20 protein-coding genes are annotated in these 24,292 nt (G+C 38.2%); 12 read left to right on the forward strand and 8 right to left on the reverse strand.

The features are described from left to right. Positions 1-101 precede the first annotated feature (101 nt). Complete coding sequence (locus AC6H0V_RS08655) at positions 102-734, forward strand: Uma2 family endonuclease (RefSeq protein ID WP_497563330.1); 633 nt, start codon at positions 102-104, stop codon at positions 732-734. A gap of 189 nt (positions 735-923) precedes the next feature. Here AC6H0V_RS08655 and AC6H0V_RS08660 read toward each other — a convergent pair whose 3' ends face one another. Then, entirely contained in the window at positions 924-1,430 is a 507-nt protein-coding gene (locus AC6H0V_RS08660; RefSeq protein WP_497563331.1) for an FKBP-type peptidyl-prolyl cis-trans isomerase, read from the reverse strand. Continuing rightward, complete coding sequence (locus AC6H0V_RS08665; protein WP_497563332.1) at positions 1,420-3,447, reverse strand: thioredoxin domain-containing protein; 2,028 nt, start codon at positions 3,445-3,447, stop codon at positions 1,420-1,422. The genes AC6H0V_RS08660 and AC6H0V_RS08665 overlap by 11 nt, the downstream gene beginning before the upstream one ends. A 167-nt stretch (positions 3,448-3,614) precedes the next feature. Here AC6H0V_RS08665 and AC6H0V_RS08670 point away from each other — a divergent pair, with 167 nt between their 5' ends. Both AC6H0V_RS08670 and AC6H0V_RS08675 read left to right on the forward strand, forming a co-directional pair. Then, positions 3,615-4,712, forward strand: a complete 1,098-nt coding sequence (locus AC6H0V_RS08670) for a mandelate racemase/muconate lactonizing enzyme family protein (protein ID WP_497563333.1) — start codon at positions 3,615-3,617, stop codon at positions 4,710-4,712. 501 nt (positions 4,713-5,213) lie between these two features. Beyond that, positions 5,214-5,801, forward strand: a complete 588-nt coding sequence (locus tag AC6H0V_RS08675) for a GIN domain-containing protein (RefSeq protein ID WP_497563334.1) — start codon at positions 5,214-5,216, stop codon at positions 5,799-5,801. Positions 5,802-5,871: 70 nt separating this feature from the next. Here AC6H0V_RS08675 and AC6H0V_RS08680 read toward each other — a convergent pair whose 3' ends face one another. Together AC6H0V_RS08680 and AC6H0V_RS08685 are read right to left on the reverse strand one after the other, a co-directional pair. After that, positions 5,872-6,702: a glycoside hydrolase family 25 protein gene (locus tag AC6H0V_RS08680; RefSeq protein ID WP_497563335.1), complete on the reverse strand. Its 831-nt coding sequence runs from the start codon at positions 6,700-6,702 to the stop codon at positions 5,872-5,874. Positions 6,703-6,805: 103 nt separating this feature from the next. Next, positions 6,806-8,179: a dipeptidase gene (locus AC6H0V_RS08685; RefSeq protein WP_497563336.1), complete on the reverse strand. Its 1,374-nt coding sequence runs from the start codon at positions 8,177-8,179 to the stop codon at positions 6,806-6,808. A gap of 113 nt (positions 8,180-8,292) precedes the next feature. Here AC6H0V_RS08685 and AC6H0V_RS08690 point away from each other — a divergent pair, with 113 nt between their 5' ends. From AC6H0V_RS08690 to murA, 5 genes are all read left to right on the forward strand, one after another. Continuing rightward, positions 8,293-8,829 carry a PH domain-containing protein gene (locus AC6H0V_RS08690; protein WP_497563337.1) on the forward strand — a complete coding sequence of 179 codons (537 nt, stop codon included), beginning with the start codon at positions 8,293-8,295 and terminating at the stop codon, positions 8,827-8,829. Next, complete coding sequence (locus AC6H0V_RS08695) at positions 8,826-10,325, forward strand: PH domain-containing protein (protein WP_497563338.1); 1,500 nt, start codon at positions 8,826-8,828, stop codon at positions 10,323-10,325. Before AC6H0V_RS08690 ends, AC6H0V_RS08695 begins: the two co-directional genes overlap by 4 nt. Before the next feature lie 183 nt (positions 10,326-10,508). Further along, complete coding sequence (locus AC6H0V_RS08700) at positions 10,509-12,794, forward strand: ATP-dependent helicase (RefSeq protein ID WP_497563339.1); 2,286 nt, start codon at positions 10,509-10,511, stop codon at positions 12,792-12,794. A 226-nt stretch (positions 12,795-13,020) separates the two neighbouring features. Next, positions 13,021-13,701, forward strand: coding sequence for a DUF4290 domain-containing protein (locus tag AC6H0V_RS08705; protein WP_497563340.1), 681 nt, complete (start codon positions 13,021-13,023; stop codon positions 13,699-13,701). Positions 13,702-13,752: 51 nt separating this feature from the next. Then, positions 13,753-15,078 (forward strand): UDP-N-acetylglucosamine 1-carboxyvinyltransferase, encoded by a 1,326-nt coding sequence (gene murA / locus AC6H0V_RS08710; protein WP_497563341.1) that lies wholly within the window; start codon positions 13,753-13,755, stop codon positions 15,076-15,078. Positions 15,079-15,146: 68 nt separating this feature from the next. Here murA and AC6H0V_RS08715 read toward each other — a convergent pair whose 3' ends face one another. Then, positions 15,147-16,508 (reverse strand): pyridoxal-phosphate dependent enzyme, encoded by a 1,362-nt coding sequence (locus AC6H0V_RS08715; protein WP_497563342.1) that lies wholly within the window; start codon positions 16,506-16,508, stop codon positions 15,147-15,149. A 130-nt stretch (positions 16,509-16,638) separates the two neighbouring features. Continuing rightward, positions 16,639-17,730 carry a DNA-processing protein DprA gene (dprA, locus tag AC6H0V_RS08720; protein WP_497563343.1) on the reverse strand — a complete coding sequence of 364 codons (1,092 nt, stop codon included), beginning with the start codon at positions 17,728-17,730 and terminating at the stop codon, positions 16,639-16,641. Positions 17,731-17,877: 147 nt separating this feature from the next. On the opposite strand from dprA, the gene AC6H0V_RS08725 reads away from it, so the two are divergent. Both AC6H0V_RS08725 and AC6H0V_RS08730 read left to right on the forward strand, forming a co-directional pair. Continuing rightward, positions 17,878-18,246 (forward strand): BlaI/MecI/CopY family transcriptional regulator, encoded by a 369-nt coding sequence (locus AC6H0V_RS08725; RefSeq protein ID WP_497563344.1) that lies wholly within the window; start codon positions 17,878-17,880, stop codon positions 18,244-18,246. After that, positions 18,246-19,808: a M56 family metallopeptidase gene (locus tag AC6H0V_RS08730; RefSeq protein ID WP_497563345.1), complete on the forward strand. Its 1,563-nt coding sequence runs from the start codon at positions 18,246-18,248 to the stop codon at positions 19,806-19,808. The genes AC6H0V_RS08725 and AC6H0V_RS08730 overlap by 1 nt, the downstream gene beginning before the upstream one ends. A gap of 30 nt (positions 19,809-19,838) precedes the next feature. On the opposite strand, the gene rsmG is transcribed toward AC6H0V_RS08730, so the two are convergent. Both rsmG and AC6H0V_RS08740 read right to left on the reverse strand, forming a co-directional pair. Further along, positions 19,839-20,474 (reverse strand): 16S rRNA (guanine(527)-N(7))-methyltransferase RsmG, encoded by a 636-nt coding sequence (gene rsmG / locus AC6H0V_RS08735; RefSeq protein ID WP_497563346.1) that lies wholly within the window; start codon positions 20,472-20,474, stop codon positions 19,839-19,841. Positions 20,475-20,540: 66 nt separating this feature from the next. Next, positions 20,541-21,662 (reverse strand): glycosyltransferase, encoded by a 1,122-nt coding sequence (locus AC6H0V_RS08740; protein WP_497563347.1) that lies wholly within the window; start codon positions 21,660-21,662, stop codon positions 20,541-20,543. 299 nt (positions 21,663-21,961) lie between these two features. On the opposite strand from AC6H0V_RS08740, the gene tgt reads away from it, so the two are divergent. Beyond that, positions 21,962-23,092, forward strand: a complete 1,131-nt coding sequence (gene tgt, locus AC6H0V_RS08745; RefSeq protein WP_497563348.1) for a tRNA guanosine(34) transglycosylase Tgt — start codon at positions 21,962-21,964, stop codon at positions 23,090-23,092. A gap of 96 nt (positions 23,093-23,188) precedes the next feature. After that, a complete protein-coding gene (locus tag AC6H0V_RS08750) occupies positions 23,189-24,292 on the forward strand; it encodes an LptF/LptG family permease (protein ID WP_497563349.1) in 1,104 nt (367 codons plus the stop codon).

Consider the following 24,292-nt stretch of genomic DNA (forward strand, 5'->3'; position numbering starts at 1 on the left):
AAATAAATTTAATTATTTAAGTAATTGATTTACTGATAGTTAATTGAAAATTTTTTCGTTTTTTCGCCTTAATCTCGTTAGGTTTACATAAACAAAGGCATATGAAAAAACCGAAACCCTATCCAACCGCAGAAGAGCTATCGATACCCAGTACAGTAAAGGAAATAGATTACTCTGCTACTTATAGCTATGCAGATTACCTACGCTTCAAGTTTGAAGACCGCTTAGAAATCATTAAAGGCAAAATCTTTTTGATGGATGCGCCATTTAGGGTGCACCAAAAAATATTTGGCAAAATCTTTAATCGATTCTACAACTTTCTTGAAGGTCATAAGTGTGAAGTATATGGCGCACCATTTGACGTAAGGCTTCCTATAAACAGCAAAAAGGACAAGGATATCTTTACAGTTGTTCAGCCCGATATTGTGGTAGTTTGTGATCCGAAAAAATTAGATGCCCGTGGCTGTATTGGTGCACCAGACTTGATAGTTGAAATTTTATCGCCTGGCAACAGTAAAAAAGACAGGATATTTAAGTTTGATGTTTATGAAGAAAAAAGAATAAAAGAATATTGGATCATTAACCCAGATAAAAAAGAATGTTTAAAATATCTTTTAAATGATAATGGTAAATTTGAAGGCTTTGATCCAATAGGAATTGATGGTATAGTTACCTCCACCATTTTACCCGGGTTTAATATTCAATTAAACACAGTTTTTGATAGAGAATCGTAATCAGGTCTTGAACACGTTGTAAGATCACCTAAGTTTTCATTACTGTGCGAGATGGCTAATTAAAGCGTCATGCCGGCAAAATTTGCTTCTATAGCTCACCCTGCCAAATGTTCTCATCTGAAATTCCATAACAAAAAATCCCCATCGTGTAAGCAATGAGGATTTTGGTAATGTTATTAGAGACTTATGTTAATGTCCTGAATGTCCATCAGCACCATGTGCGTGACCATGATTTAACTCATCAGCCGTTGCTTCACGAACCGTTAGCACTTTACCGGCAAAAATTAGATTTTTACCAGCCATTGGATGATTTAAATCGACCGAAATATGAGCTTCGTGAACACCGGTAACTCCAGCACGAAATTGGTTTCCCTGGTTATCTTGTAATGGAATAACATCACCTACTTGAGGCAGTTCGCCACCAGCCTCTTTAAACATATCCAAAGGCAAATCTACATGTGCAGTTGCATCAATTTCTCCGTAACCGTCTGCTGGAGAAAGTTCGAAACTATATTCATCCCCGGCTTGTAAGCCTTGTAAATGTTCTTCAAATTTAGGTAGCATCATGCCTACGCCATACAAGAACACTAAGGGTTGTTCTTCGTTTGCTTTCTCAACAAAAACTTGCTGACCTTCTGGAGTGGTGGTGTGGAGTTCATAAGTGATAGACACCACTGTGTTCGAATTAATGTTCATTCCTATTTAGTTTTATAATTTTTATTGCTTCGCCAACCGTATTTACGGGCAGCTGGCAGGTTTTATTTCGGCAAATATAAATTTTTGTTTCTTCGCTTTGCTTATCTTTTAACAAAGGGAGTTCACTTTTTGTTCCGCCTAATGTAATTTTATTGGGAATGTAGAAATTACTGAGCCCTTTTTTTACTTCAACTAGGTTAGAACCCACCATTGCGATCTCATTTATGCCATAAACTTCATTTAATAACTGTATGCACCAGTTAGAGTAGGCAGATCCATACGCTTTGATTCTAGGCAGCACGGATTTTAGCATTGCCGAAGATTTATCTCTGTAATGTTCCAAGTCAAAAAATAACCCAAGTTTTTGAAGGTTTTGTGCCATTACCGAATTGGCAGCCGGAATTACATTATCCATCACTTCGTGTTTGCGGGCAATGAGCGCTTCTCCATTTCTGGCAGTATAGAACAACATTTCACTAGAAGGATCTTGGAAATTGTGAAGAACATAGTTGGTTAAAGCTTGAGCTTCCTCCAACCAATTTTCATCAAAATCTGCCTCATATAAAGCAATTAATGCTTCGATCATAAAGGCATAATCATCCAAAAACCCAACAATACTTGCTTTTCCATTTTTATAATTACGGTATAAACCTCCATCTGGTGTAACCATATGATTTAAAATAAAACTGGCCGCATCCTTTGCCCTTTCGTAGTAGATTTTAGATCCTACAATTTGAGATGTATCGGCTAAGGCTTTAATCATCATGGCGTTCCAGGCAGTTAAACATTTGTCATCCAAGCCCGGTCTTATTCTATGGCTACGTTCATCTAAAAGTTTCGCTTTTGCTAAACATACCTTATCGTATAGTTCGCCCTCGCTGATTTTATGTTTTTCGGCAAACTCGGCATCGCCCACCAGTTTCCTTAAAATATTCGTTTTTTCCTCTTCCCAATTACCTTCTTCAGTTACATTAAAATATTCAGCCATCAAGGCCGCATCATCCTCTACAACCCGATCAAATGTTTTTCTGTCCCACACATAAAATTTACCTTCTACGCCTTCACTATCCGCATCCAACGCAGCATAAAACAAACCGTTTTCGTCGCTCATTTCTCTAAATACCCAATCGATGGTATCAACTACAATCTGCATTAAGGGTTCATATTTGAGACATTGATATGCTTCGGCGTATAATCCAATCAGTTGGGCATTGTCATACAACATCTTTTCAAAATGGGGCACGTGCCATTTATCATCGACTGAGTAACGGGAAAATCCCCCTCCTATTTGGTCGTAAATCCCACCCATGGCCATTGCCTCCAAAGTACCACAAACTGCTGCAAAAGAGGCTTCATCCGGTTTCAAAAAACTGTAGCGTAGCAAGAACATCCAATTATTGGGCAAAGGAAATTTGGGCGATCTATTGTAACCACCCTGATCTATGTCGAAATGTCGTTTCCAAGGTTCGATAATCTCATCAAGCTGTGCTAAAGTAAATTCAACATCATTAGTTGGTGCTGAAATTAGTTCTGCCTCGTTGATTCCCTGTGTTAATCGCTCTGCATAATTTTTGGCCTTTTCTGGCTCATTTTCCCATAAATCAGCTACATTTTGCAAAATATTGATCCAGTCGTTTTTTCTAAAATAAGTCCCGCCATACACTGGGCGCTGATCAGGCAAACAAATGGCATTAAGTGGCCAACCTCCGTTTCCATTCATCAACTGTACGGCCAACATGTAAATCTGGTCTATATCCGGTCTCTCCTCCCGATCAACCTTAATACAAACGAAATTATGGTTCATCACTTCGGCAACTTCATAATTTTCAAAACTTTCGTGTTCCATCACATGGCACCAATGGCAGGCAGAATAGCCAATACTTACCAAAATCAGTTTATTTTCTAGTTTAGCCTTTTCAAGCGCCGCTGGCCCCCACTCATGCCAATGAACTGGATTATAGGCATGTTGCAAGAGGTAGGGAGATGAGGCGTGAATGAGGGAGTTGGGTTCGGTCATATTGAAAAATGTAAGATGCATGCCTGCCGGTCAGGCTTGGAAGACGGAATATGGAATATGGAAAGCTATAAATATACAAACCTATTTAAATTTAGTTTTTGCATTTTATAATTAACTTTACAGATAAGAACTAACGCTTAACGCTAATCGCCCTACGCTTAACGAACATGACGATCACCCATACCGAAATCTACCGCTTTAGCATCCCAATGGAACCATTTGTAATTGCAACAGGCACGATGCATTTTGCACAGAATGTATTGGTGAGAGTTTTTACTGATCGGGGAATCTATGGGGTGGGCGAATGTTCGGCATTCCCAATGATTGTTGGCGAAACCCAAGACACCTGTTTAGCCATGGCAAAAGATTTTGCGAAAATTTGGAAGGGCAAAGATCCATTAGAAATTCCAGAAAGGATGCAAGACTTATTGGCCTATGCAGATCATAATGCTACGATAAAAAGTGCATTTGATATGGCTTTGTTTGATATTGCTGCCAAAAATGCCAAATTACCTCTTTATTTATTTTTAGGTGGGCATAAACGAACTATCGAAACCGATATGACAATAGGCATTGATACTCCAGAGGGAATGGCATTAACCGCAAGGAAATATCAACAAAATGGCTGCAGGATCATAAAAATCAAACTAGGTAAAAAAGTCAATGAAGATATTGAAAGAGTAAAACAGATTAGGGCAGCCGTAGGCGATGAAATGACCTTCCGCTTAGATGCCAACCAAGGATGGAGCTTTGATGACGCATTGTTTGCATTAGGGGCGCTGGAATCGCAAGATATTGAGTTTTGCGAACAGCCGATGCGCACATGGTACGATGATAAATTACCTGAACTTGCACTAAACTCTCCGATTAAAATCATGGCCGACGAAAGTTGCTACAACCATCACGATGCCCGAAAGCTGATTAATACCCAGGCATGCGAATATTTAAATATCAAGTTTGCCAAATCAGGGGGCATTTTAGAAGCTCAAAAAATACATGAAGAGGCATTGCAGCATGGCGTAAAGTGTATGATCGGGAGTATGCTGGAAAGCAGGATTGCCCTAAGTGCAAATCTCCATTTTGCATTGGCTAGTCCGAATGTGACCTTTTTCGACCTTGATACCTGCTTACTTGGTCATTTGGTTGATCCGGTAGTTGGTGGACTATCCTATGATGGATATTTTCTAGATGTACCCGAAACCCCGGGCATTGGCGCAGATGCCGATCCAGTGTTCCTGAAGAATTGCGAAAGCTGGGTAATTTAATTGCGTAACCACCTAAGACGCCTCAGGCTCTTTAGTTTCTGAAACTAAACATCTACTATTACATATTTTCACCATCCCTGCGGGCAGGCAGGTTAGACGTCTAAGAACAGCTAAGTTTCTGGTCTTAAACCCTAGAGATTCTGCTATCGTCATTGCGAGCTTTTCTCGAAGCTCTACAGGAGCCCCTTTGGGGCAATCGCCTTGCTGTAAAACAGAATCAACAACATAAAAAGATAGCACACATAGGAGTAAAATTATTTCAAATTGTCAGTCTTAGCGAGCCGAAGACAACCAAGTCTTCCTACAGGAATCATAAATAGTTTATTATAAGGCTAAAATATCGGACTCTCAGACTTACCGACTTTCGCACTTCCTCTTTCGTCTAGTCAAATCTCCCGTTCGTCGATAATTACGATAATCTCGTATAAAAAAGATAAAGTGCCTGCAACCTTTTTTATGCGATGTCGTCTTATTATCAAAATCACACAAATTAAAAACATTATGAAAACCTCAATCAAAACATTAGTAGCTACTGGTCTTATGGCATTAGCTATCTCAACATCAACAGTTTATGCTAACGAAACAGTTAAAACTGTATCAGCAAATGAAGTAAATGTATCCTCAATTAAAAGGTTGGTTATCACCGGAAATGTTGAAGTAATTATTTCACAATCTCCCAAATCAAAAGTATTATATACCAATGAAGGCAGCGGGGATGTATCCGTAAAAAAAGTGGGCAATGCCTTATATGTAAATGCAAAATCGTACACAAGTGGCGGTAAAATCACCATTTTTGTAGATGACATCTATAGAATTGAAGCATCTGGAAATGCAATCGTACAAACTAATGCTGTTTTAACTTTAAAATATCTTCAAGTATTTTTGAAAGACAATGCTAAAGTTGAATTGAACACAAAAACTGAAAGTTTATATACAACCATTCAAAAAACTTCAGCATTAACGCTAAAAGGCGCTACAGATTCCTATCAAATTGAAATGGATAAATCATCAAAAATTACCTTAGACAGTTTCCTATCTAAAAAAACCGACATGAGCGCATCAGATGTTTATGTTGCTGCCAGAAGATAGCATGGAGCATGGCGCAGGGAGCGCCCACAATTAGTTATAAAAACCTGTCGCACACACACGAGAGGTTTTTTTATGGAATTAGGATTTTAGCAAACTGAACACTATCACCATTAAAGGCGTTAAAATCTACATTATGGTTAATCCCATTAATTTTAGCCTTGTCAGAATGTTGCCAAAATTTATAGTTTTTGCTTTCTAAATTAAGCTTAGGCTGATGGTAATGTGCAACCCAAAAAGGATAATCGTTATAAAATCCCATCAGATAGGATTTATAAAACTTTAATCCTGAGTAAATAATAGGTTTGACCTTTGTTTTCTCTTCCACCTGAACAATAAACGCATTGAGTTCTTTTCGCATTTGTTCTGGCGAAACACCATCTAAACTTTCAATATCAACTACGGGTGGAAGATCCCCTTTTTCTACGCTGATGGTCTGAAGAAAGAAATTGGCTTGCCATAATCCAGATCTTTTTGGCCTAAAAAAATGGTAGGCGCCCACTTTTATTCCCGCTTTAGGAGCTTCGCGCCAATTTCGCTGAAAGTAGGGATCAACTACTAAAAGTCCTTCGGTAGCCTTGATAAATGCAAAACTGACCTGAACATCGTCATCTTTCATTGATTTTACCTGTTGCCAATCTATTTTCCCTTGATAATAGGATACATCAATCCCATGGATGGTATATTTTTTTGGGATCTTGATGTTAAAGCTTTCGTAGGTTCGATAGTTTTTATCCTCATTGGGGTGCCTGATCCAAAACCACGTAGAAGCTGCAAATTTTAAAATATAGCCATAATAGAAAGGCGACAATACAATAAGCAGGACAACTACAATTGCGAATTTTAGCTGTAAGGGAAGCTTTTTTGTTTTTCTGCGGGAAGTTTTACGTTTTCGGGTTGGCATATTTTTTTACCACCTAAGGCGCCTTAGACCCCTAAGGAGCATATCCTATAGATAATTTGGCAAATTATCTTAGGCATCTGAGGTGTCTAAGGTGGTGAAATAATTAATCTTTACTCAATTCTGCGTAATATTTATGAAACAAGGGCAAAGTCTCGATCCCTTTATAGTAATTATAGATATCGTACTTCTCGTTGGGCGAATGCAGTGCATCACTATCCAGTCCGAAACCAAATAACACTGACTTGATCCCAAGTGCGCTTTCAAATAGGGCCACGATAGGAATACTACCTCCACCACGTGTAGGAATCGGTTTTTTACCAAAACTTTCGATAATCGCTTGTTCTGCAGCGCGATAGGCTACGCTATCAGTTGGCGTAACCACTGGTTCGCCCCCATGATGCGTTGTTACCTTAACCTTTACATTTTTAGGAGCAATACTTTTGAAATGTTTGGTAAAGATTTCAGCAATTTCATCAGAAGTTTGATTAGGCACCAAGCGCATCGAAATCTTAGCATTCGCTTTGCTCGGCAATACGGTTTTTGCGCCTTCACCAGTATATCCGCTCCAAATCCCATTTACTTCAAGTGTTGGTCGGGTACCGGTACGTTCTAAAGTACTATAGCCTTTTTCTCCCCAATCTTCATCAATTGCTAGATCTTCTTTGTATTCGCTCAAATCAAATGGAGCTTCATTTAGGGCTTTCTTTTCTGAATCTGTTAGCTCGATCACTTTATCGTAAAACTCAGGTATAGTGATATGATTATTCTCATCATGTAGTGAAGCAATCATTTTGCATAAAATCGTAGCCGGATTGGCCACAGCGCCTCCGTAAACCCCCGAATGTAAATCTCGGTTTGGACCAACAACCTCAACTTCCATATAAGCCAATCCTCGCAATCCGGTTTCGATAGAAGGGTTTTCCATGCTGATCATAGAAGTATCAGAAATTAATACCACATCGGCTTTTAATCGCTCTGCGTTGGCATTAACAAAAATACCAAGGTTTGCAGAGCCTACTTCTTCCTCGCCCTCGATCATAAATTTAACATTACAAGCCAATGTATCCGTTTTCATCATTAGTTCAAACGCTTTCACATGCATATAGAATTGCCCTTTATCGTCACAAGCTCCTCTTGCATAAATTTTCCCATCACGTACAGTGGGCTCAAATGGAGGGGTTTTCCAAAGTTCGAGCGGATCAGCTGGCTGTACATCATAATGGCCGTAGATCAAAACCGTTGGTAGGTTAGCATCAATAATTTTTTCTCCATACACAATGGGATAGCCCGCGGTTTCACAGATCTCCACATTTTCAGCACCTGCATCTTTTAGTTTTTGGGCTACAAAATCGGCAGTTTTTAATACGTCATTCTTATATTTTGGATCGGCACTAACCGATGGAAAACGCAACAGTTCAAACAGCTCATCTAAAAAGCGCTGTTTATTTTCTTCTACATATTTTTTGATTTCTTGCATAAGGTATAGATTTTAAACAAATATAGACTTTTCGGTAAAAGCCGACTAAAAATTCTGAAATCAGCACCAAAAATCAATCATCATTATTATCTTAGGACAATAAATAATCTACTATGCAACACTTCACCAATGAGCCCATTGATCTTAACCAACTTCCCACCTATCAATCGGTTCAGCTATTTAAGCCCCATCCTAGTTATTGGAAAGTAATTATCATCAATATCGTTATTTTACTACTTCTATTGGGTGGCGCGCTAGCCGCATTAATTTTTAATGTGCCCGAATTTAAGGCACAAGCTTATTTAATTACTGGAGGGTATTTAGTTTTTTCGGTACTACTTTTTGTTATCTATAGTGCGAGCTTTAAAAAGAGAGGTTATGCATTAAGAGAAAAAGATATTATCTATAAAAGTGGTATTATCGCTGAAACTACAACCATTGTACCTTTAAACCGAATCCAACATGTTGCACTTGATGAAGGAGTGTTTTCGAGGATCTTTAAACTTGGAAAACTCCAAATTTATACTGCCGGCGGACAAACAGGACATTTAAAAGTATCCGGGATCGAAATAGAAAAAGCCAAAAATATAAAAGAGCTATTGTTGAAGAAATTGGTTCAAATAGATACTCAAACCGAAGACCAATCATGAATTACGATTTCAGCAAGCCTCAAAGGCAATCCATTGTAGGGATCGTAATTATGGCGTTTAATAACTTACGTCATTTCGTAAAGGCATTGGCAATTCCTATAATTATATTCGTAGCAAAGGCTGATAAGACAGCGCTCGCCTATAGTGGCCTGGGAGTGGCCATACTGCTAACTGGTATTCTTGTTTTTTCGTACTTCAGCTACCTTAAATTTACCTTCTTTTTGGATGATGAAAAACAGGAATTTGTAATCAATAAAGGAATTTTCAATAAAACACAACTTACGGTGCAATTGGATAAAATTCAACAGGTAAACATCAATCAAAACCTGCTTCAGAAAATTATAGGCATCTACGGACTAAAAATAGATACCCCAGGCAGTGATGGGCAAGAAGTGAGCATTAAAGCAATAAGCGAACCTCTTGCGGTAAGTTTAAGGGAGCACTTATTAAGCAGAAAAAGTATCTCGCATCAAAGTATTGCTACAAAGAGCACTGATGGCCAAGATATACCTTTTTTAAAGGTGAGCGCCAGCACTTTATTTAAGGTTGGTTTAACCTCTAATTATGGAAGCAGCATTGCCCTATTGCTCGCTTTTATCTATCCTTTGTATCACAATGCAAAAGAATTATTAGCTGCTTTTAATATGGATGAAGGGCAGGTTGAAAAAGTTTTCGAAGCTGCTTTTACTTTCTTTTCGATCAGTATTTTTATTGGGATAATTCTCTTCCTCATTCTTGTCATAAATATTGTCAGAACCTTTGTAAAGTATTTCGACTTTACCATCAGCAAGCACAAACACTCCCTTTTAATTTCGGCAGGTTTGTTTGCTCGCAAAAACACCTTGCTAAGTCCAAATAAAGTACAGATTACTGCCTACAGCCAGAATTACTTTCAGAAGAAAATGAATCTGCTCAATATGGAACTGAAGCAGGCTACTTCGGGCCACTCTCATCATGGAGAGGAGTTACAAAGTTCAAATTTATTGGTACCTGGTTGCAATCCCTCGGAACGAGATCAACTAGTGAAAATGATCCTTGAATCCGTTCCCCCAAAAAGCGGCAGTTTTTACCCAAATTGGCGATTTCTGAACCTTCCCATTTTTTTTAAGGGCGTTTTACCGGTTGCTATCTTCCTTATTTTCTGGATCAATATTCCTGATTTTAAAGCTTTTTATCCCCTAGCAATTGCCTATTTTGTATTGGCAGTTACATTTATTTACCTGAGCTATAAGAAACATCGCATCAGCGTTGATCAGGATTTTATTGTAAAACGGAGTGGGATTTGGGACATCACACATGAAATCATTTTGCCCCACAAGATCCAGGCAATTACCACTTTCCAATACCCGTGGCATAAAGGCGTTGATGTTGGACACGTAAATTTACATACTGCAGCGGGGATAATCCATTTCAAATATGGCAATTATACAGAGATCAAACATTTGGTAAACTATTGGCTTTATCAGATCGAAAGCGGTAGTGAGGAATGGATGTGAGCGCACGGCGTTAGGCGTTGGGCGTTAGGCGTTGAGCGGTAGGCGTTGGGCGATAAGCGCATAGCGATAAGCGTGTGGTATCAACTAACGAGCGCTCTACACCAAGCACTTTAATTTTTTACTAACACAGTTCTATACCAAGACATAATTTGTTATTTTTGAACCTCAAAAGAGAGGACAGATTTGGATTATTTAGCAGGATTAAACCCACAGCAAAGAGCAGCAGTAGAAAACACCCAAGGGCCGGTAATGATAGTTGCTGGCGCAGGGTCGGGCAAAACGAGGGTAATTACCTACAGGGTTGCTTATTTGGTAGAAAAAGGGGTCGACGCATTCAATATTCTAGTACTTACTTTTACCAATAAAGCCAGCAAGGATATGCGAGAACGGATCGCCAAAGTAGTTGGTGGCGAGGCAAAAAATATTTGGATGGGCACTTTCCACTCGGTTTTTGCTAAAATTCTGCGTTATGAAGCGGATAAAATCGGTTATCCTTCTAATTTCACGATATATGATACTGATGATAGCAAAAGTTTGATCAGAACCATTGTACGAGAGATGCAGTTAGATGATAAGCTATATGCCGCCAATATCGTATTTAACCGTATTTCTGCGGCAAAAAATAACCTTATATCCTATACCGAATATTTAGAGAACGATATTTATCAGGCCGAAGATGCAGGTAATAAACGTCCTTTCCTTGGTTTGATCTACGAAGCTTATGCAAAACGATGTTATAAAGCTGGCGCGATGGATTTTGATGATCTTTTATTTAAGACTAATGTTTTGCTTAAAGACCATCCTGATGTTCTAAATAAATATCAGCATAAGTTTAAATACATTATGGTTGATGAGTATCAGGATACTAATTTTTCTCAATACACAATCGTTAAAAAATTGGCGGCAGCCCATCAGAATATCTGTGTTGTTGGCGATGATGCGCAGAGTATCTATGCCTTTCGTGGGGCCAATATTCAGAATATCTTAAATTTCGAACGTGATTATCCCGACCTGAAAGTTTATAAACTGGAGCAAAATTATCGTTCTACGCAAAATATTGTAGAGGTTGCTAATAGTATCATCGCCAATAATAAGCACCAGCTCGAAAAAAATGTCTTCTCTGATAACGAAAAAGGCGATCGAATTAAGGTTTCGAGAGCTTTTTCTGATAATGAAGAAGGTAAGCTCGTTGCCGAAGCTATTGTTCAGGATCGGGCAAATGCTGGTTTAAGCTATAAAGATTTCGCCATTTTGTACCGTACCAATGCCCAGAGTAGAGCAATGGAAGAGGCACTCCGGAAACTGAATGTTCCCTATAAAATTTATGGAGGTCTTTCTTTTTATCAACGCAAAGAGATAAAAGATTTGATCGCTTATTTTAGGTTAACCTTCAATCCCGCAGATGAAGAGGCCATAAAACGTGTAATTAATTACCCCAGAAGAGGTTTAGGCGATACAACTATCGAAAAGATCTCGGTCGCTGCAGACAAGCATAACATCACCATGTGGGAAGTAATTTGCAATGCACAACATTACCTAGAAGGACGTGTACCTAATCAGTTGAATGATTTTGCAGTAATGATCCAAAGTTTTGCTGCTGAATCTAAAAAATTAGATGCTTATGAAACGGCCTTATTCATTGCCCAACATTCAGGAATTTTAAAAGAACTGCATACCGATGATAGTGTTGAAGGAAGAAGTAGATATGAAAATATCCAAGAGCTGATGAACGGGATTAAGGAATTTGCCGAACGCGAAGACATTGAAGATCGGAGTTTGGCAATTTTTATGCAGGATATTGCGCTTTTAACAAATGATGACCGTTCTGACGATAAAAACAGAGATACGGTTTCACTAATGACAATCCACTCTGCTAAAGGTCTGGAATTTAAAAATGTGTTTATTGTGGGCTTAGAAGAAAATCTCTTCCCATCGCAAATGTCCCTTACTTCAAGAATAGATCTCGAAGAGGAACGCCGTTTATTTTATGTAGCCATTACCAGAGCCGAAAAGAAATTAACTATTACCTATGCCACTTCCCGATATCGCTGGGGCACATTAACATCTTGTGAGCCGAGCAGGTTTATCAATGAAATTAATCCTTCTTATTTGGAGCTTGAAGTAGTAAAACATGCAAAAAGTAGTTTTGGAGACAATAGCTTTGATCAAGAGCGAAAAACTTGGAGCCAACAGCGCGAATTTACACCAAAACCAAGCACTAGTACCACCACTATTAGACCAAAAACCACCTCAATTTTACCAAAAGCACATATTCCTACGGTAGGTTTTACGCCCAATATGGCAAACGAATTCCAAACCGGAATGGATGTTGAACATGAAAAATTTGGTTTTGGAAAAATTGTAAATCTCGAAGGATCGTTACCCGATGTGAAAGCAACCGTATTTTTCACTGGCTTGGGTAATAAACAGTTGTTACTAAAATTTGCTAAACTGCGAATTGTGCGATAGGCGCTGAGCGATAAGCGTGCGGGTGCACCAAACGCTAATCGCTTATCCATTTGCTCACTAATGATAAATTCTCTATATTTGGATGCAATTGTTCATTTCGATGAACTCATAATCGTAAAATTCTCGGAAAAACCTAATTTCAATTCCATGAAATTTATTTTTCTATTTTCGGTTATTTCATAAGGCTTTTGCAATAAATTTTTTAGTTTTATATAAGCAAACCATAATGAATTTCGATTATAATACCACGCGTAGCGATTTAATTTTGGCAGAATATGGCCGTAATGTACAGAACATGGTGAAGTACATTATTGATTTGCCAACCAAAGAAGAGCGCAATAAGTATGCACAAGCAGTAATAGACCTGATGGGATTTTTAAATCCGCACCTGCGCGATGTTGCTGATTTTAAGCATAAATTATGGGATCATTTACATATTATTTCTGATTATAAGATTGATGTAGATAGCCCTTATCCAAAACCTTTGCCCGAGGCAGCCCAGTTTAAGCCTGATCATATCGGCTATCCCCAACAAAAAATTACCTATAAACATTATGGTAAAACGGTGGAGAAACTGATTGCAAAAACAATGGAGGAGGAAAACCCCGAACGTAAAGCAGGAATGGTTCAAGGTATTGCAAACTTTATGAAAATGGCCTATGTGCAATGGAATAAAGACAATGTTGCCGATGAAACGATTCTCAAAAACCTAAGGGAACTTTCTGGGGGTAATCTAATGCTCGAAGAAAATGTAAACCTACAAAAGGTAGAATTCAGACCGCCAGTTAACCGCCCAAATAACAACAACAATCGAGGTAGAAATAATAACAATAAAGGCCGCCAAAATAACAATAACAACAATAATAACGGGCGCCAGCGAAATAACAATCCTAAACAAAGACATTAAATAATCATTCGGAGCCTCAGTCTCCGATATGACGATTATAAACACAACCAAATGAACGCATTCGAAATTATAGGTGGCAAGAAATTAAAAGGCGAAATAACTCCGCAAGGGGCTAAAAATGAAGCTTTACAGATTTTATCGGCTGTCTTATTGACCGATCAAAAAATAACCATCAGTAATATTCCAGACATAAAAGATGTAAATAAGCTCATCGAACTTTTAGGAGATCTGGGGGTTAAAGTGGGGAGAATTAACAAAGACACATATACGTTCGAAGCTAAAAATATTAACTTAGAATTTTTCCAATCAGACGTTTTTAAAGCCAAAGGCGGAAGCCTGCGTGGCTCTATTATGATTGTTGGTCCGTTGTTGGCCCGTTTTGGCAAGGCAGCAATCCCTAAACCAGGGGGTGATAAGATTGGCAGAAGACGCTTGGACACCCACTTTTTGGGTTTCGAAAAACTAGGCGCAAAATTTATTTACGACTCGAAAAAGGCTTTCTTTAATGTAGACGCTACCGATTTAAAAGGTGCATATATTTTATTGGATGAAGCATCCGTTACCGGAACGGCTAATATTGTGATGGCCGCCGTATTGGCAAAGGGAACTACAACCATATACAATGCAGCTTGCGAGCCGTACTTACAACAACTGTGCAAAATGTTAAACAGAATGGGAGCCAATATCACTGGGATCGGTTCCAATCTATTAACTATTGAAGGAGTTAAAAAATTAGGTGGTACCGAGCATAGAATGTTACCTGATATGATTGAAATTGGCTCATTTATTGGCTTAGCTGCCATGACCGAGTCCGAAATCACCATTAAAAATGTGTGTTACGACGAGTTAGGTATTATTCCAGAGGTATTTAAGAAATTAGGTATTAACTTAGAAAGAAGAGGCGACGATATTTATATCCCTTCCCAAAAAAATTATACGATAGATACATTTATCGATGGTTCAATTTTAACCGTAGCCGATGCGCCATGGCCAGGATTTACCCCGGATCTATTAAGTATCGTACTGGTTATTGCTACCCAAGCAAGAGGTTCGGTGCTTATCCACCAAAAAATGTTCGAAAGCAGATTGTTTTTTGTTGATAAATTGATTGAAATGGGAGCGCAAATCATTCTATGTGATCCACATCGTGCTACTGTAAACGGAATTGATAAAAAATATAAGCTTCGAGGTATCAGCATGACCTCTCCCGATATTAGGGCAGGTGTTTCGCTGTTAATTGCGGCTTTATCCGCTGAAGGAACTTCAACGATATATAATATTGAGCAAATTGAACGTGGATATCAGGATATTGACACCCGATTAAGAGCGTTAGGCGCACAGATCAAACGCGTAGAAGGCAGTGGGCCAAGCCACTGATGAATAGCGTTTGGCGCTGAGCGCTAAGCGTGCTGAACGCCTATCGCCAAACGCCACGCGCTAAGCGCTTATCCCGATATAGCCTCTATGATATCGTACTGCGTGATGATTTTAAATTTACCATGCTCATCCTCAACCAAAACGGCACTGTTATCTTTGTTTATCATTGCCGAAATTTTATCGATAGAAGTGTTAAGATCTACGAAAGGAAGAGAAGCCGTCATGATTTCTTTTACAGGGCTCGACTTTAAAGATGGGTTCTCCAACAACGAATCCAGCACATTGCTTTCTGTTACTTTTCCGATTACCATCCCCTGCTGGGTAACAGGAAGCTGAGAAATGCTCAATGTTTTCATCACATTAATTGCCTCAATAATAGTTTTCTCACAATCTAATGTTACTACTTCCTGATTAGAGCGTTTAGCTAAAATAGAGCTAGCAGTTAATTTTTCATCCTTTAAGAATCCTCGTTCGCGCAACCAATCTTCGTTATACATCTTGCCCATGTATCTACTTCCGTGATCATGGAATATTACAACAACCACATCTTCAGGCTTTAATTTATCTTTAAGCTGCAACAATCCGGCAATGGCAGAACCCGCAGAATTGCCAGCAAAAATTCCTTCTTTACGAGCTATTTCGCGTGTCATTAACGCAGCATCCTTGTCTGTAACCTTTTCAAAAAGATCAATAACATCAAAGTTTACATTTTGAGGCAAAAAATCCTCTCCGATACCTTCGGTGATGTAAGGATAAATTTCGTCCTTATCCAAAATCCCAGTTTCCTTATATTTTTTAAATACCGAACCATAGGTATCGATTCCCCATACCTTAATATTTGGATTTTGCTCCTTTAGGTATTTTCCAGCTCCTGAGATGGTACCACCTGTGCCTACCCCTACAACCAAATGAGTAATTTTACCTTCAGTTTGTGCCCATATTTCAGGTCCTGTTTGTTCATAATGGGCCTGACTATTGGATAAGTTATCATATTGGTTAGGTTTCCATGAATTCGGAACTTCGCGCTCTAAACGCGAGGATACAGAATAATAGGATCTTGGATCTTCTGGATCTACATTTGTTGGACAAACAATAACTTCAGCGCCAAAAGCACGAAGGGCATCAGCCTTTTCTTTTGATTGCTTATCGGTTGTAGTAAATATACATTTATAGCCCTTAACAATCGCAGCCATTGCCAAACCCATGCCGGTGTTACCGGATGTACCTTCTACAATTGTACCTCCTGGCTGTAATTTACCACTCTTCTCTGCGTCTTCGATCATTTTAACGGCCATACGGTCTTTAATCGAATTACCGGGGTTGGTAGTTTCAATTTTGGCCAAAACCGTTGCCTCGATATCCTTAGTTATAGTGTTTAATTTAACCAGCGGCGTGTTGCCAATTGTTTCTAAAATATTGTTATACCACATGTAACAAAAATACAAAATGACAATAGTATTTTATAGATTAAAATAAATTCGAAACAAAATTCCGAATAGATAAATAATTAAAAATATAATTCCATAAACTACAGAATTAGTATACATTATATACTTTAAATTAGGCAAGCTTAAACATTTTGCCCGGTAATGAAATAAGGATTCCCTGCATTTCTAAGGTTAGTAAAGAGACAGCTAGCTTACTCTGTGATAAATTGGTGTGCAAGCCCAAATCATCTATACTGATAGATTGGTTTCCTATAGCTGTTAGAATAAGTTGTTCAGTACTGGATAATTGGAGTGGCAAGGCCGATTGAATTTCAATTTTTTTTGGCTTTTCTTCATTCCAGCCTAAATAGTAGATGAGGTCTTTTGCGTGGTTAATTAACCCTGCCCTATTGGTTTTAATTAAAAAGTTACATCCCTCAGAAAATTCATCCGTTGTTCTTCCTGGGAAAGCATACACATCTCTACTGTACGAATTCGCAATTTCGGCCGTAATTAATGCCCCTCCCTTCAGCGATGCCTCAACAACAACAGTAACATCGGCTATGCCAGCTATAATTCGGTTTCTTTTCGGGAAGTTCTCTTTATCTGGATTGGTGCCAGGCAAGAATTCTGTTAATAATCCACCATGTTGAACCATTTTTTGGGTCAATTCTCGATGTATGGCAGGATATATCCGATCCAAACCATGCCCGAGCACTCCCACCGTAGGAACATTATAGTTTAAACTCTCTTTATGTATGGCCGCATCAATTCCATGTGCTAAACCACTTAATACAAGCACATCAAAAGATTGTAGTTCGGCCGCAAGCTGTTTGCAGAGCTGTTTTCCATAAGAGGTAGCATTTCGGGTACCAACAACACTTACAATCCTACGATGATTTAAATCTGCGGTACCTTTATAATAGAGTATCAATGGTGCATCATAGCAATTCCTCAAACGTTTTGGATAAGCGTCGTCCGTATAGAACAATACATTGATCTTGTGCTTTTTTATAAACTCGAGATGCAATGTTGCCTGTCCAATCGCATCCGTATGTAAAACCGCATTGGCAGTTTTCTCTCCAATTCCCTCAATCATTAATATTCTACTCTTACTTGCGGCGAAAACTGCTTCGGCACTTCCAAAGTGGATTAATAGGTTTTTTGAGAGCATTGGACCCACTCCTTTAATCAAAGTTAAAGCTATTTTATGCACTAAACTCATGGGACAAAAGTAGGGAAAAGCCGTATTTATAGATTTTATAAAATTTTAATCAACTAATAATCAGGGATTTAAAATATAAACTATAAAAATAGTTTGCTAACTATAAAAATAGTAGTAAATTTATTTTACAATCAAGAAAGGAACTTTATGAGAGAGTTAACAAAAGCAGAAGAACAGGTCATGTTGATTTTATGGGAAATGAAAGAAGGACTGGTAAAAGACGTGATCGATAAAATGGAATCTCCCAAACCGGCCTATAATACCGTCTCAACAGTAATAAGAGTACTTGAGGGAAAGGGTTTTCTATCCCACAAGGCAATTGGCAACACGCACATCTATTTTCCACTGGTAAGTGAAGAGCAATACAAGCATTTTGCCTTTGATAAAGTGATGAACAATTACTTTGAAAATAACTATCAGAGTTTGGTTTCTTTTTTGGTTAAGGAAAAGAACATGGATATGGAAGAACTTGACGAATTGATTGCTTTGGCAGAAAAACTTAAAAACAAGAAATAATGGAGTGGTTATATTATTTGCTCGAGGCAAATCTCTATTTGCTTATTTTTTATGGTTTTTATCGCTTGTTTTTACAGAACGAAACATTCTATAACAGCAATCGATATTATCTATTAGTTGCCAGTTTAATCGCTTTTTTATTGCCCATCTTGCAATTGGGGCTGCTAAAACCAGCACTGATACCAGATCATCTTGCTCTGGAATTGCCTCTTGCTCAAGTTCAGGAGGAGGTTTTGGTAGCGGCCGTTCCCGAAGCTTTTAATTTTATGGCGTATCTCTATCCTCTTTACTTGTACATTGCTTTGGGCTTTGGCATAAAGCTTAGTATCGATTTATCAAAGATTGTCCGTTTATGGCTGAAAGCAAAAAAATTACGTACCGGAGCAATTACCTTGGTAGAGCTCCAGGATCAGACTGCTTTTTCATTTTTTAATCTGTTGTTTATTCATCCTCATTTGGCCGAAAAACAAACTGTACTGAATCATGAAATGGTACATATTAAGCAAAAACACAGTTTCGATATTCTATTTTTCGAACTCTTACAGATCGTTTGTTGGTTTAACCCCATCATTTACTTTATCAAGAAAGATATTAAGCTCTTACACGAATACATTGCAGACGAATTGAGCACCACCTCTGGCATGCAAAAGCACGAATACGCCATGTTCCTGATAGAAAACTCTTTTGGATTAACGCCTACCAATCTTACAAATCAAATCTTCAATCAATCAATATTAAAAAAGAGAATCAACATGTTAAACAAAAAAAGAACGGTAGGTTGGGCTAGGCTCAAGTTGCTGGTGGCACTTCCACTTACTGGCGGAATGCTCTGTATGTCTACAATGGCATTTACCAAGGATTATGGCTATGTAGATTTGCTTCCGGAGAAAAGCATCCCTACACTTTCGATGATCCAAGACCCTGTAAAAGCACAAGATGTTAAAAAGCTGGCCCCTGTAAAAGCAGAAAACATAAAAAAACAGGATCCCGTAAAAGTTAAAAATGTAAAAAAAGCAAGCCGCCCCCCTAAAGTAGGGCCCGTGAAAAAGGATTCAATCCGAATAGTTAATATAAAAGCATTAAATGATACCCCAGAAGTCATAAACATTAAGTTAAAACCGCTTAATACCATTGAACTTAAACAGGTTAAACCACTAAAATTAAATGCTATTGCACCTGTAGATGTTAAGCCGATTAAATCAGTTAAATTAATACCAGAAACCCAACTTAAATTAAACGTAGTAAGCGAAGTCCAGTTAACCGCTGTAAAGGTAAAGCCGATTACATCGCTTAAACTTAATCCCGTTACACGTAAGATGGATACGGTTAAATTAACTTTATACAATGAAGTTAAAGTTAAACCAGAAAGAACACGTAATCTTCAAATAAAACGTGATTCGTCATTGAATTTAAACCGAGTGAACCTGAACAGATCCGCTAATCGAGCGGTAAACAGACAGGTTACTCGAACAGTAGATTCTGTGGTAAGAATTAATGTACGAAAAGCTACCCAGGTAGAGATAAAAAAGGATACTGGTCCCAAAAAAGAGATCAAACAGTAATTATGGGGCTAAAGTCCTATAACTAACCTTTTACTGTGGAATATAGACTACATATTTTGTTTCAAAAAATTCTTCATCAAAATAAGCTGAGAGCGGATATAGTTCCGCTTTCAGTTTTGATTCCTTAATTTCTTCTGTCAAGTCCCCTCCTTTTAAATAAAGGATACCATTTGGAATGGCGTTTTTATTTTCTTTGGCAAATTTTCCTTTAATCCAAGGATAAAAATCAATCAACTTTGTTACTGCCCTAGATACAATAAAATTATACTTATCTGTAAGCTGTTCGGCTCGGGCATGGGTGGCGGTTACATTGGTTAAAGCTAAGGCATTAGCTACTTCTGTAACCACTTTTATTTTTTTCCCGATCGAATCAACCAAATGAAAGTGGGTTTCGGGGAACAGTATAGCTAAAGGAATTCCGGGAAAGCCACCGCCTGTACCTACATCTAGTACCCGCTCTCCAGCTTTAAAGCTGCAAAATTTAGCAATTCCTAATGAATGCAAAATGTGGCGTTCATAGAGCTCATCAATATCTTTTCTCGATATTACATTGATCTGAGCGTTCCAAAAGCTATATAATTCGTACAATTGGGCAAACTGCTTCAACTGCAGCTCATTTAAATCTTCAAAGTATTTTAAAATAAGATCAGGTTTAACTTCAGGCATAATGGGGTTTGGCGTTTAGGGCATGGGGTAAGAACCTGTCTTAGTTCTCCGGACTTCCGACTGTCTTTACTTCCACTGCACTTTTTTAACAAATATAGAGAGAATGGCATTAACCACTAAAAATATAAACAAAATGAGATCCAATATAGGAAACCACCACCTTAATTCGCCATAATTTAGTCGCTTTAATAATCTAGGGTACACAAAGCTCCGGATTAGGATGCTTCCTAAAAAGATTGCCGCTGCTACATATAATGTGGCGGGCATGCACAATAAGGCAATGCCAAAACCATAAAATAAGAACTGGACGATTATCTGCATGGTTAAAACAAACTGGTGTTTTGACTTATATAATCTACCAGCGCCGAAATGTCTTTTCTTTTGCCGCAAATAAGCGATAAAAGAGGTTTTGGGTTCGCTCCAAACGTGCGTATCCTTATTAATTCTGATCTGGGTATTGTGCTTAGTCGCATTAGCATTGATAAAAAGATCATCATCTCCCGAGGGGATATGCATGTGGGCGGCAAATCCTTTTGACTTGAAAAATAAGGATTTTTGGTAGGCCATGTTTCTTCCTACGCCCATATAGGGATTGCCTTTTAACGCAAATGAAAGATAATTTACAGCTGTGAAAAAAGTTTCGAAACGGATCAGACTATTTAACAACCCTGTTTTCTTAAAATAGGGAGAGTAGCCTAAAATAATTTCGGTCCTTTCATCCTGGGGCTTTTGCATCCCCATTAACCACTGATTTGATGCCGGTTGGCAATCGGCATCTGTAAACACCAACCACTCGTAACTTGCCGCCTTGATTCCCATGGTGACCGCGAATTTTTTTCCAGCGATAAATTTATCGCCCTCGGTAACAGTAACAACTTTTAGGTGTGGGTATAGGGCATCCCACTCTTCAAGCAAGTCTGCTGTTCCATCCCATGATCTATCGTTTACCACAATTACCTCAAAAGTTGGATACTGTTGGTTAAGCACTTCAGGAAGGTACTTTCTAAGGTTTTCTTGTTCATTTCTAGCACAGATAATCACACTGATAGGATTTTCTGCTTGTACCGGGAGTTCATCAATTTTAATTAAAGCTAATTTTAAATGCACAAACAGGCTAAAATATAGCTGGATTAACAAACAAAAAACAAAGGCGCCCAAGAGGCAGATTTCTACTAAATTTAATTCCACAGTGGTAGTTTAAAAGCATGCAAATCTCTCATTTTTAATCTGTAAAAGAGGCTTTATGTTGATAAAAAAATAATTCAGAAAAAATAAAGGACAGGGAAGGGGAAATGGATAGAAGCAAAAAGGTAACAATAAGGATATACTAATCCACGTATCATATGCCCTATTCCACATTCACTATTCCTATTCCCTATTCCTATTTTCCATCGCCCGGCAGCAATTTCCCCATTTCCCGTCCCAATTCCCAAAAACCAATATATTTTGGCTATTTTTGACAGATTCTTTCGAAGCGATAAATACATATGAAATTTACTTTACAGGCAAATGATGCACTATCTAAAGCTAGGGCAGGAACGGTTACAACTGCGCATGGCGATATCCAAACCCCAATATTTATGCCTGTTGGTACTGCCGGAACAGTTAAAGCGGTACATCAAAGAGAGTTAAAGGACGATGTTAAGGCACAGATTATTTTAGGCAATACCTATCATTTATACCTCAGACCTGGACTTGACATCATAGAACCTGCTGGAGGCCTGCATAAATTTATAGGATGGGATAAGCCTATTTTAACTGATAGTGGTGGATATCAGGTTTATTCTTTAAGTAAGGTCCGTAAAATTAAAGAGGAAGGGGTTACTTTTAGATCACATATAGATGGTTCGAAGCACCTTTTTACTCCAGAATATGCGATGGATATTCAACGGACCATTGGCGCGGATATCATTATGGCTTTTGATGAGTGTACGCCCTACCCTTGCGATTATAATTACGCGGCCAATTCTATCAACATGACGCACCGCTGGCTAAAACGCTGCTGCGAGCGAGTAGATACAACCGAACCAAAATATGGTTTTGAGCAAACACTTTTCCCTATCGTGCAAGGATCTGTTTACAAAGATCTAAGGGTAAAATCGGCCGAATTTATTGCTTCAATGGGCAGAGATGGCAACGCAATTGGTGGATTATCTGTTGGTGAGCCTGCAGAAGAGATGTATGCAATGACCGAAATTGTGTGCGATATTTTACCTTCTGATAAACCCCGCTATTTAATGGGTGTAGGTACACCGATAAATATTTTAGAGAATATTGCGTTAGGAATAGATATGTTTGATTGTGTAATGCCCACCAGAAATGCTAGAAACGGAATGCTCTTTACCCGAAACGGGATTATAAATATTGGAAACAAGAAATGGGAAAATGATTTTTCTCCAATTGATGCCGAAAGCGATCTACACGCCGATCAGGTTTATTCTAAGGCATATTTGAGGCACCTTACACACTCCAAAGAAATGCTCGGAGCACAAATAGCCACCTTACACAATCTTCATTTTTATCTATGGCTGGTAAATGAAGCGAGAGAAAAAATTATCTCTGGAGAATTTTACGCTTGGAAAAACAAAATGGTAACTATATTAGGCAATAAATTGTAAATGAGCTGTCCATGTTAAAATAATCAGACATGCATATAATATGATTATTTTAAGATGGTAAGCCCCATCTGAACACTAAAAAAATAAAATCTACAGATGAATTACATCAAGCGCCGCTTAAAGATTGTAGACAGTTTTATAATAGGTAAATACCTGGGCACATTTGTGTATACCTTGGTGTTATTTGTAGTTATTATTATCATTTTCGATTTATCCGAAAAATTAGATGATTTTTTGGAAAATGATCTGAGCATTTGGCAGATTATCACTAAATATTATGCCGGATCTATCCCCTATTACGTGAATATGCTTTCGCCGCTCATCAATTTCATTGCGGTTATCTTCTTTACGGCAAAAATGGCCGATCAAACCGAAATTGTGCCGATTTTAAGTGGAGGCGTAAGTTTTAATCGATTTTTAAGACCATATTTTATCTCTGCTTTTATCATTTTTTCTGCCAATTTGGCCTCTAATCTTTACATTCTACCTTATACCAACCGGATCAAAAATAAGTTCGAGAATGAAGTTGTAAATAAAGGCGATCCATTTATCAAAACAAATATCCACATGAAAGTGGATAGCAATACCTACATCTATATCGATCAGTTTGATAATAAAACAAATATTGGCATTCGTTTCTCCCTAGATAAATTTAAGGGCGACGAGCTGAAGAAAAAATTGATTGCCGATCAGATCAAATGGGATTCTGTAAAAAGGGTATGGAAACTGATCAATTATTCGGTAAGGGATATCGACGGACTAAAAGAGAAAATGGTATACGGAAATACCTTACAAAAAGATACGGTTTTGGATATGAAGCCTGATGATTTTTCGGCCTATCAAAATGTTGTTGAAAGTTTGAGCGGAAGGGAACTTTCAGACAAAATCAAAAAAGAAAATGTTCGCGGATCGGGAGTAATGAATGATCTGCTCTTTGAGCAATATAAACGATGGTTCCAGCCCTTATCAGCTTTTATCTTAACCCTGATAGGAGTTGCGCTCTCATCACGCAAAGTGCGCGGAGGTGTAGGCCTTCCCTTAGGAATGGGAATCATTTTAAGCTTTGCTTACATTGTATTTAACCAATTTGCCAAAATGTTTTCTACCAAAGGAGGGCTACCGCCGTTAATGGCTGTATTGCTGCCCACATTATTTTTTGGTATTTTGGGCCTCTATCTAATCAAAAAAGCCCCAAAATAG

It is taken from the genome of Pedobacter sp. NO84, assembly GCF_059703915.1.